Source organism: Collinsella sp. An268, assembly GCF_002159765.1.
Classification (GTDB): Bacteria; Actinomycetota; Coriobacteriia; order Coriobacteriales; family Coriobacteriaceae; genus Coprousia.
Genome location: NZ_NFJH01000017.1, coordinates 21,360 through 29,866, shown reverse-complemented (window position 1 = coordinate 29,866; position 8,507 = coordinate 21,360). Strand labels below are relative to the sequence as shown.

Sequence of the window (8,507 nt, the reverse complement as noted above, 5' to 3'; positions counted from 1 at the left end):
CCGCTGACCGGTGGACGGCACCGGGCCGTCCGACAGAAGCGCTGAAGAGGGGCCCTCCGGGGCCCCTTTCGCGTATATCGGGGCCGTGTGGTTCCCGGGGAGCCGGCCCCGCGGGGGCGCTTTGCAGCTACACTATCGTTGGTAGTTTGTGGTTGCGCTTCAGAGGGGAGGACGGTCGTATGGCACAGGCGGGTATCGGAGTCGATATCGTCGAGATCGCACGCATGGAGCGCGTTATACAAAAGACGCCCTCGTTTGTGCGACGTGTCTTCACCGAGGAAGAGCGGACGTACTGTGAGGCCAGCTCTCGGCCTGCGGTTCATTATGCTGCGCGCTTTGCTGCGCGTGAGGCGGTTCTCAAGGCTCTCGGCACAGGATTTTCTCAGGGCATTGGCCTGGCTGACGTGTCAGTCACTCGCGACGCCCAGGGCCGTCCCCTTGCGGTTCTTTCGGGGCGCGCGCGGGAGGTTGCTGAAGAGCTTGGGATCGTCGAGATCGCCCTATCGCTCTCGCACACGGCGGGGCTCGCTGTCGCGAATGCCATGACGATCACCGAGGACGCCCGGCCCGCCCCAAAGCGCCGCGGTGATGACGAGCGCGCTCAGCTTGCGCGCTCCTTTAAAGAAGCGCGTTCTGTATTGGATGAGCTTGAACGTTTGCAGACAGGACAGCTTGAAACGCTTGATGTACTCACTGAGGCAGACGAAGTGACGGGTGATGGTGCGCCCGCGGGGGATCTGGAGGATGCCGATGAAGCCGATTCTCAGCTGTGATGAAGTTCGCGAGCTAGAAGATATCATCGAGAAGCAGGGAACCTCTAAAGCCGAGCTCATGGAGCTTGCGGGCGAGTTCGCCGCCGCACAGGTCGAGCGGCTCTCCCCCAAGCATGTGCTGGTCCTTGCGGGGTTTGGCAATAACGGGGGAGACGGTTGGGTTGCAGCCGATATCCTTTCGCAGAAGGGGATTGCCGTCGATGTGGTGTCTCCCGTTGAGCCCGATGAGATTCCGGCGACGCTTGCGCGCCACGTTGCGCGGCGCACGGCCGGCCGAGACGTCACCGTGTACGTCGGTCCCTCGCGAGATGAGCTCTCTGAGCTGATTCTCAAGGCCGATGTCGTCCTCGATGCGATCTTGGGCACCGGGTTTCACGGAGCGCTGCGTCCGCCCTTCAATATTTGGATCGACGCCCTCAATGAGGCGGGGGCGACGGTCGTTTCGGTGGACGTGCCCTCGGGCCTTGATGCGCAGACGGGCGCGGTGGCTGGTACCTGCGTGCGCGCCGATGTGACCGCCACGATGTTTGCACCAAAAATCGGCCTGTTCAGCGCCTCGGGTCCCGATTTTGCGGGCGAGGTGGTGTGCGGTGAGCTCTACGAGAAGCTCGACGAGGTCATCGGAGACGTTTCTCATGCGGCGGAGCATGTCGACGCTGACGATCTCATCGACTATCTGGAGCCGCTCCCCTCGGATATCAACAAGTACACGAGGGGCTCGGTGCTTGTGGTTGCCGGATCGGCGCAGTACCCCGGAGCTGCCATTATGGCCGCCAAAGCGGCCGCGCGCGCCGGTGCGGGCTATGTGGCCGTGGCGGCTCCCGAGCCGTGTGCGAACCTGATTCGCTTGGCGCTGCCCTCGGTGCCGGTCTTCGCCATGCCTGCCGACTCTCGCGGGGCCTTTGGCGCCGCGGCGCCGATGCAGGTAAGCGAGCTCGCCTCCCGGTACGGTTGCGTGCTCTGCGGTCCGGGTATGACTACGTCGGCAGGCGCCATGGGCGTGGTGACGAGCCTCTTGGCGCTCGATGTGCCTCTGGTGCTCGACGCCGATGCCCTGAACTGCCTGGCTGCTGTTGCCATCGACGGCATCGACGCTACGCCGGAGCTGTACCGCCGCGAGGCGCCCCTTATCATGACTCCGCATTACGGTGAGCTCGCCCGCCTCGTGCACGAGGACGCGGTCGGGAATCTGGCGGAGGCGATGGACGCGGCGCAGCGTATCGTGTGGGGCGTCGGGTCGGACAACCTGATTGTGGTGGCGAAGGGCCCGACGACAGCCGTTGTCGGCGTCGAGAAGGTGCTCCTCCCGCTCTCGGGGCCGGCGTCGCTCGCCACCGCCGGTTCGGGCGATGTGCTGGCGGGTATCATTGCCGGCGCCACCGCGCTCAACCGCGACCGTATCGAGGCGTGGGAGCTGCTCGCATCCTATGCGGTGGCCCTTCACTCCTACACGGGCTTTGCCGCGGCCGAGCGTTTTGGTGAGAAAAGCGTGATCGCAACCGACCTCATCGACTGCATCGGGGACGCTATGCGCCTCATGACAGAAGAGGTGATCGGCGGCCTTGAGAACGAGGTCGCCTCGTCGGCCAAGGAGGCGTAGGGGACATGGCGCTGTGTAGGGAGCCTGAGACGCGCTGGGCGTGGGTCGAGGTCGATCGCGGGGCGCTCCGTAAAAACGTGCGCGCGTTTCGGCGGCTGCTGCGCGGGCGTGAGCGCCTGTGCTGCGTGGTAAAGGCCGACGCCTATGGCCATGGGGCGGCGGAGTGCTGCCAGATTATGGCCCAGGCGGGAGCGGACATGTTCGCCGTCGCCACGGTGCTGGAGGGAATCAAACTGCGCGAGGCGGGCATCACGCAGCCAATTCTGGTGTTGGCCGAGCCGCCGATCGAGGCGATTCCGGCGCTGCTCTCGCATGCTATCATGCCCACGGTCTATACGGTGGAGTTCGCCCTCGCCTATGGTGAGTGCGCCGTGCAGGCGGGTACCGTCGGGCGGTACCATCTCGCTATCGAAACGGGCATGAACCGCATCGGCGTGCCCTGTACGGAGGCGGTGGAGTTCCGGCGGAGCATCGATTTCCATCGCGGGCTCGCCTGCGACGGCGTATTCACCCATTTCGCCACGGCCGATGATCCGGACGGCTGGGATTACCAGTTGCAGCGCAAGCGTTTCGACGAGGCCGTCGGCGCCCTAAAGGACGCGGGGCTCGCATGCGGCACCGTGCACTGCGACAACACCCCGGCAACCATCTTCGACCCGGCATCTCACTATGATATGGTGCGCGTGGGCATCGGCCTCTACGGACTCGCGCCCTGCGAGAGCGCGCGCGGCCGCATCGAGCTCGCGCCCGTCATGAGCGTGCGGGCGCGCGTGACGCGCACGACGCATCCTGCGATGGGCGAGGGCGTGGGGTACGGCTTTACCTACCGTGTGCCGCGCACGACGGTTCAGATCTGCACCCTGCCCATCGGCTATGCCGACGGTCTCGCCCGCACGCTCTCCAATCGCATGGAGGTGCTCTACCGCGGGCGCCGTCAGCGCCAGGTGGGCAACATCTGCATGGACCAGTGCATGGTCGCCATTCAGCAGAACCCGGCGCATCCGCAGCCCGAGGCCGAGCACGGCGACCTTATGACCATCATCGGCCGCGACGGCGACGCCGAGATCACCATGGATGAGATGGCCGCGCTTCGCGGGACGATCAACTATGAGGTTGCCTGCGGCTTTGGGATGCGGCTCGAGAAGGTGTACGTGTAGCGCCGCGCGGCGGCGAGAGGAGGACGCATGGGCGTCATGCATATTCCCGGTCACGAGCATCAGGGGCCGCGCGAGGTGTCGCTTGACGAGATCCGAGCGGTTTTGGGCGACTGCCGTCTTTGCGAGCTCTGCCAAACGCGCACGAATATCGTGTTTGGCGTGGGCAATCCGCACGCGCGGGTGCTGTTTGTGGGGGAGGCGCCCGGGCGGAACGAAGATCTCCAGGGAGAGCCGTTTGTGGGCCGGGCGGGCGAGAACCTCAACGGCATACTCGCGCTCGCGGGCCTGCGCCGCGAGGATATCTATATCGCGAACGTGCTGAAGTGCCGTCCTCCGGGAAACCGTGATCCCAAGCCCGACGAGGTGCTCGCCTGCTCGCCGTTTCTGCGCGAGCAGATTCGCAGCATCTGGCCGGATATCATCGTGACGCTCGGCAACCCGGCGACGCATTTCGTGCTTAAGACCGAGATCGGCATCACGCGGCTGCGCGGGCGCTTCCACCAGATGGGCCACTTCGTGGTCATGCCCACGTTCCACCCCGCGGCGGCGCTCCGCAACCCCAAGTGGCAGGAGCTCCTCGAGGCGGACTTCCGCATGCTCGGCGACTATCTGATGCGCCACCCTGCGGGCACGGCTCCCGCCGTGGCGGAATCGGCCGACGGCGCCCCTGCAGAGCATCTGCCCCAGGTTGGTGAGTGACATGGCGCTCGTGCGCTCGGCGGCGGGCGTCTATCAGAGTGGCGCCGCGGCCGATACGGAGCGGCTGGGCGAGCTCATGGCTCCCTGCTTTGCCGGGGGCGACGTCGCGGTGCTTACCGGCGGCCTCGGGGTGGGCAAGACCCATCTCACCAAGGGCGTGGCCCGGGGGCTCGGTGACGGGCATCCGGTGACGAGTCCCACGTTTGCCCTGATGGCGGTGCACGACGGCGGGCGGATCCCCCTGTTTCACTTTGACCTGTACCGCTTGGAGCACGCCTATGAGCTGGAGGACACGGGCATCTATGACGTGCTGGGGTACGAGGGGGTTTGCCTGCTCGAGTGGGGCGAGCAGTTTCAGGACGAGCTTACCGACACTTATCTCGGCGTCGTGATCTCGCGCGTGCCGGACAAGCCGGAGGCGCGCACCATCGTGCTTGAGCCGCACGGCGCGCGAGCGGAGGCGCTGGCGGCATCCATCGATGATGCCGTGGTTCGTGCGACAAGCTGACAGGCAGGAAAGAGTCGATACATGGTGATGAGCAAACGGATGCGCGTGGCGGCAATCGACACGTCGACGGACATGCTGGCGGTATGCGTGGCAGAGCTGGATGGGGCCGGCGCCGCAGCGCCGGCGGTGCGCGTGCTCGCCTCGGGCGACCATTTATGTCGGCGCCATGCGAATGTCGAGCTCATCGGGTCGCTGGACGCCGCTCTCGCTGCGGCGGGGCTGTCGCTGGGGGATATCGACGCCGTGCTGGTGGGCCGCGGCCCGGGGTCGTTTACCGGCGTGCGCATCGGCATCTCGACCGCCAAGGGCTTGGCGCGCGGAGCGATGGTTCCGCTGGCGGGCGTCTCGACGTTGGATGCGACGGCGTGGCGCGCGTGGTGCGCGGGGGCGCGCGGTCTGGTGGCCGTTGCGGCCGATGCCATGCGCGGCGAGGTGTATCCGGCGCTGTACCGCATCGAGGATGCCGGCGTCACGCGCCTGTTCGAGCGCGAGCAGGTGGTCAAGGCGGCTGACGCCGCGGCGGCTTGGGCGGCGCGCCCCGATGCCGAGGAGCTTCAGCTCACCGGGGACGGCCTCGTGCGCTATGGCAAGCTGTTCCACGAGGCGGGCCTGATGGAGCATGCCCTCGAGCGCGACCTCTGGTGGCCGACGGGCGAGGGTATCGTGCGCGCGGCTGCGGCGGCGGGCGGCCCCGCGGCGCTCGGCGATGGCGACCCGGCCCTCGTGCTGCCCATTTACACGCGTCTATCGGACGCCGAGGAAAACGAGCGCAAGCGTCTGGGGCTTGCCGAGAGCCCGTCGGCGCAGGCGACGGGCGTGGCGGATGAGCTTGCGGGGCGTCATTTGCAGTACCGTCCCCTCGGAGCGGCCGACGCGGAGGCGGCGGCGGCACTCGAGGCCGCGTGCTTTGCGGGGGCGGCGCATACGCCTTGGACGGCGGCTCAGTTTCTAGAGGAGCTCTCGCCGGCGGCCGCGGTGCCGCGCAGCTGGTGGGTCGCCCACGATGACGGCGATCTCATCGGTATCGCCGGCGGTATGATCGTCGATTGCGACGTGCAGATTCTCGATGTGGCGGTCGCGCCCGCGCGCCGTCGCGCGGGAATCGCCCGGCGGCTCCTCGCCCACGTGAGCTACGATGCGCAGATGCTCGGTTGCACGACGGCGTCGCTTGAGGTCGAGGCGGGCAACGAGCCCGCTCGCCGGCTCTACGCCGCGCTCGGCTTCACCGAGGCGGGCGTGCGGCGCAACTATTACGGGCCGGGGGCGGATGCCGTGGTCATGACGGCGCCGCTGCCGCTCGTGCTGCCTGTTGACGCCGCATCGCCGGAGCCGACGGCCGCCGTGCGCCGCGCCTGGCCGCAGCCGGCGCCCGCCCGCACGCCCGACGAGCAGGCGGAGCTTGCGCGCCGCAGGCCCGTCCTCGCTATCGAGAGCTCGTGCGACGAGACCGCGGTCGCCATCATCGACGCTGAGGGGCGCCTTCTTGCCAACAAGGTCTCGACGCAGATCGACTTCCATGCGCGCTTCGGCGGCGTGGTGCCCGAGATCGCCTCGCGCAAGCACGTCGAGGTCATCGTGGGCGTGGTCGATGAGGCGCTCGAGGAGGCGGCGACCACCTTGGGTCTGACGGGCGGCGCCCTCGCGCCTGCCGAGCTTGCGGCCGTGGGCGTCACGCAGGGCCCGGGGCTCGTCGGCGCGCTGGTGGTGGGCGTGGCGTTTGCCAAGGGGCTCGCATACGGTGCCGCAAAGCCGCTCATCACGGTCAATCACCTCGAGGGTCATCTGTTTGCCAACCTGCTCGCCCAGCCCGACCTCAAGCCGCCCTTCATCTTCACGCTCGTTTCGGGCGGGCACACCATGCTCGTCCACGTGCGCGCCTGGGGCGACTACGAGGTGCTGGGAGAGACACTCGACGATGCGGTTGGCGAGGCGTTTGACAAGGTGGCCAAGGCGCTCGGTCTCGGCTACCCGGGCGGTCCTGTCATCTCGCGCCTGGCCGAAGAGGGGGACCCTCAGGCTATCGCGTTTCCGCGTGCCATGATGCACAGCCATGATTACCGTTTCTCGCTCTCGGGCCTCAAGACCGCGGTCGTGACCTACATCGAGCAGGAGACGGCGGCAGGGCGCACCATCCACTTACCCGACCTCGCGGCATCGTTCGAAGCGGCCGTCTTCGACGTGCAGTTCAAGAAGGCATGGGATGCGCTCAAGCAGACGGGCGCGCGCGAATACTGCCTCGGCGGCGGCGTGGCGGCCAACCCGCACCTGCGCCAGATGCTCGTCGACAAACTCGGCCGGCGCGGTGTCCGCGTGACGCTGCCCCCGCGAGATGCCTGCACGGACAACGCGGCGATGATTGCTGAGGTGGCGCGTCGCAAGTTCGCTGAGGGAGATTTCTCCGATTTCTCCGTCGATGCCGATCCTAACATGACGCTTTAGGCGATGCGTCGCCACCCGCGCCCGGGCCTCCAGATGGCACGGCGGGCAGTCCTGAGCTCGCACGAAGGCGCCACCGGCGCCTTCGGCTCGTGCGGAACTTGTGCCATCCGGAGGCCCGGGCGCGGGTGGCAAGGCAGGGGAGCGGGCCGTTAGGGCGACATGGAGAAGGGGCGCGGCGGATGTGTCGTCGGTCGCTTCTGCTACAATTAACCGTTGCATATGCCTCAGTAGCTCAGGGGATAGAGCACCGCTCTCCTAAAGCGGGTGTCGTTGGTTCGAATCCAATCTGGGGCACCATGACGTGTCGGCAGGCTGGAGGGCATCGCTTTCCAGCCTGTTTTTCTTCAGTCGTTCCGGTGCGCTCACGCCGGCAAACCCACGTTGGCGCGCCGACCGTTTTACATAACGTCCACCTACACAACGTTTTGGGGCTTAGAACGCTGTTTAGGTAGATGTTGTGTGTTTCTGGACGCGCTGGAGATTAAGATGGTCCGAATACGGATAAACCTGCGATAGCAAAGCGCGCAGCGTGAGCCTGCGCCGAAGAAGACTGTCACGGGGAGGGCCAATGCGCAAGAGGCGCTCGATGTCGCGCAAGACGTTCGTAAATCGGATTCTGCTGATCGTTATCGGTGTGTTTCTGATCGTGCTGGGAATCCCCATGCTCATCTTACCCGGCCCGGGTGTTGCCTGCATTGGTTTTGGATTGTACTGCGTGGCGCGGGGGTTGGGACTTGTGGTAAGGCGCGATCGCGGTGAGGGGTGCCGTGCTCCGCGCAAGCTCCCCGGGCAGTCAGCGCGACCGTCCGAGCTTCCGTAAAGCTGGCGGAAGGCTACAGGCGGTTCCATGGGGGACATCGCTTCCCAGCCCGCTTTATTGCGTGGACGACGCGCCTGTCAGGCGCCGGCGGCGGTCTGCGCGCGCCGTTTGGGGGCGCCTCCCTGCTTGGTCACATCGGTCGCGTAGACCCACCAGATGAGGCGCTCAGGTTCGGCGATCTCGGGGCGGGGGAGGCGCCGCTCGAGGTACAGGTCCGTCTCGTGCCGGCCGAAGCGCACGCGGTAGCGCGCCGTCTCGCGCCCGCGGAGCGGCGTGCCGAAGGGCATGGTGTCGAGTACCTCGTCAATCGTGAACGAGCGCCCGTCGATCCACTGCACGCACACGGGGAGCAGGGTGCCGTCGCGCCCAAAATGCGCCACGACATCCACGTCCACGCGGTGCACGCGCACCCGTGTCCCATCTGTCAGCGTCCGGTACTCCATAGCTATCAGTATCGAACATCCGTTCTTGTCTGGCAATCGAACATGACGTGAAATCCGCATGGCGAAGT

At 66.7% G+C, this 8,507-nt stretch carries 7 protein-coding genes and 1 tRNA gene; 7 read left to right on the top strand and 1 reads right to left on the bottom strand.

Annotated features, from left to right (window positions below; genetic code table 11):
* Positions 1-179: 179 nt before the first annotated feature.
* From acpS to B5F70_RS10175, 7 genes are all read left to right on the top strand, one after another.
* The gene (acpS, locus tag B5F70_RS10205; RefSeq protein ID WP_087205464.1) at positions 180-773 is read left to right on the top strand and encodes a holo-ACP synthase; all 594 of its coding nucleotides are present in this window, start codon (positions 180-182) and stop codon (positions 771-773) included.
* A complete protein-coding gene (locus tag B5F70_RS10200) occupies positions 751-2,373 on the top strand; it encodes an NAD(P)H-hydrate dehydratase (RefSeq protein ID WP_087205463.1) in 1,623 nt (540 codons plus the stop codon). Before acpS ends, B5F70_RS10200 begins: the two co-directional genes overlap by 23 nt.
* A gap of 5 nt (positions 2,374-2,378) precedes the next feature.
* A complete protein-coding gene (gene alr / locus B5F70_RS10195) occupies positions 2,379-3,530 on the top strand; it encodes an alanine racemase (protein WP_087205462.1) in 1,152 nt (383 codons plus the stop codon).
* A gap of 27 nt (positions 3,531-3,557) precedes the next feature.
* Positions 3,558-4,229 carry a uracil-DNA glycosylase gene (locus B5F70_RS10190; protein ID WP_087205461.1) on the top strand — a complete coding sequence of 224 codons (672 nt, stop codon included), beginning with the start codon at positions 3,558-3,560 and terminating at the stop codon, positions 4,227-4,229.
* Position 4,230: 1 nt separating this feature from the next.
* Positions 4,231-4,737, top strand: coding sequence for a tRNA (adenosine(37)-N6)-threonylcarbamoyltransferase complex ATPase subunit type 1 TsaE (gene tsaE / locus B5F70_RS10185; protein WP_087205460.1), 507 nt, complete (start codon positions 4,231-4,233; stop codon positions 4,735-4,737).
* Between the two features lie 21 nt (positions 4,738-4,758).
* Positions 4,759-7,176 carry a tRNA (adenosine(37)-N6)-threonylcarbamoyltransferase complex transferase subunit TsaD gene (gene tsaD, locus B5F70_RS10180; RefSeq protein ID WP_087205459.1) on the top strand — a complete coding sequence of 806 codons (2,418 nt, stop codon included), beginning with the start codon at positions 4,759-4,761 and terminating at the stop codon, positions 7,174-7,176.
* A gap of 221 nt (positions 7,177-7,397) precedes the next feature.
* Positions 7,398-7,473, top strand: a tRNA-Arg gene (locus B5F70_RS10175).
* A 600-nt stretch (positions 7,474-8,073) separates the two neighbouring features.
* On the opposite strand, the gene B5F70_RS10165 is transcribed toward B5F70_RS10175, so the two are convergent.
* On the bottom strand, positions 8,074-8,439 hold the full coding sequence (locus tag B5F70_RS10165; RefSeq protein ID WP_143753971.1) for a hypothetical protein: 366 nt from the start codon (positions 8,437-8,439) through the stop codon (positions 8,074-8,076).
* Positions 8,440-8,507 lie beyond the last annotated feature (68 nt).